This window comes from Mycobacterium parascrofulaceum ATCC BAA-614, assembly GCF_000164135.1.
GTDB lineage: Bacteria > Actinomycetota > Actinomycetes > Mycobacteriales > Mycobacteriaceae > Mycobacterium > Mycobacterium parascrofulaceum.
This window is the reverse complement of the sequence record NZ_GG770648.1, coordinates 1-769: the sequence shown is the minus strand read 5'-3', so window position 1 is coordinate 769 and position 769 is coordinate 1. Positions and strand designations below refer to the sequence as shown.

1 protein-coding gene is annotated in these 769 nt (G+C 39.1%); it reads left to right on the top strand.

Annotation, left to right across the window (positions count from 1 at the left end; all coding sequences use genetic code 11):
* Positions 1–186: 186 nt before the first annotated feature.
* Positions 187–687, top strand: coding sequence for a Cro/CI family transcriptional regulator (locus tag HMPREF0591_RS31830; RefSeq protein WP_005783343.1), 501 nt, complete (start codon positions 187–189; stop codon positions 685–687).
* The last annotated feature ends 82 nt before the right edge of the window (positions 688–769 follow it).

Sequence of the window (769 nt, the reverse complement as noted above, 5' to 3'; positions counted from 1 at the left end):
TCATTTTTCTTTTTTTCATAAATTGCTTTAAGGCGACGTGCGTCCTCAAGCTGCTCTTGTGTTAATGGTTTCTTTTTTGTGCTCATACGTTAAATCTATCACCGCAAGGGATAAATATCTAACACCGTGCGTGTTGACTATTTTACCTCTGGCGGTGATAATGGTTGCATGTACTAAGGAGGTTGTATGGAACAACGCATAACCCTGAAAGATTATGCAATGCGCTTTGGGCAAACCAAGACAGCTAAAGATCTGACCAAGCGACAGTTTAAAGTGCTGCTTGCCATTCTGCGTAAAACCTATGGGTGGAATAAACCAATGGACAGAATCACCGATTCTCAACTTAGCGAGATTACAAAGTTACCTGTCAAACGGTGCAATGAAGCCAAGTTAGAACTCGTCAGAATGAATATTATCAAGCAGCAAGGCGGCATGTTTGGACCAAATAAAAACATCTCAGAATGGTGCATCCCTCAAAACGAGGGAAAATCCCCTAAAACGAGGGATAAAACATCCCTCAAATTGGGGGATTGCTATCCCTCAAAACAGGGGGACACAAAAGACACTATTACAAAAGAAAAAAGAAAAGATTATTCGTCAAGAATTCTCATGTTTGACAGCTTATCATCGATAAGCTTGGAGAGGTGGTTTTTTCGTTTCTGGTACCGAAGCTTACGACGAAGCTAATGATCTCAAGAAAAAACTAACAAACATCAATTACTTTTGTAATCGTTTGTTTTTTATCAAAATTCTGAAATAAGGGCATTTA

Bases quoted from the DNA above. Each gene is read 5' to 3' on its own strand.
- HMPREF0591_RS31830 (WP_005783343.1), top strand. From the start codon at position 187: ATGGAACAACGCATAACCCTGAAAGATTATGCAATGCGCTTTGGGCAA.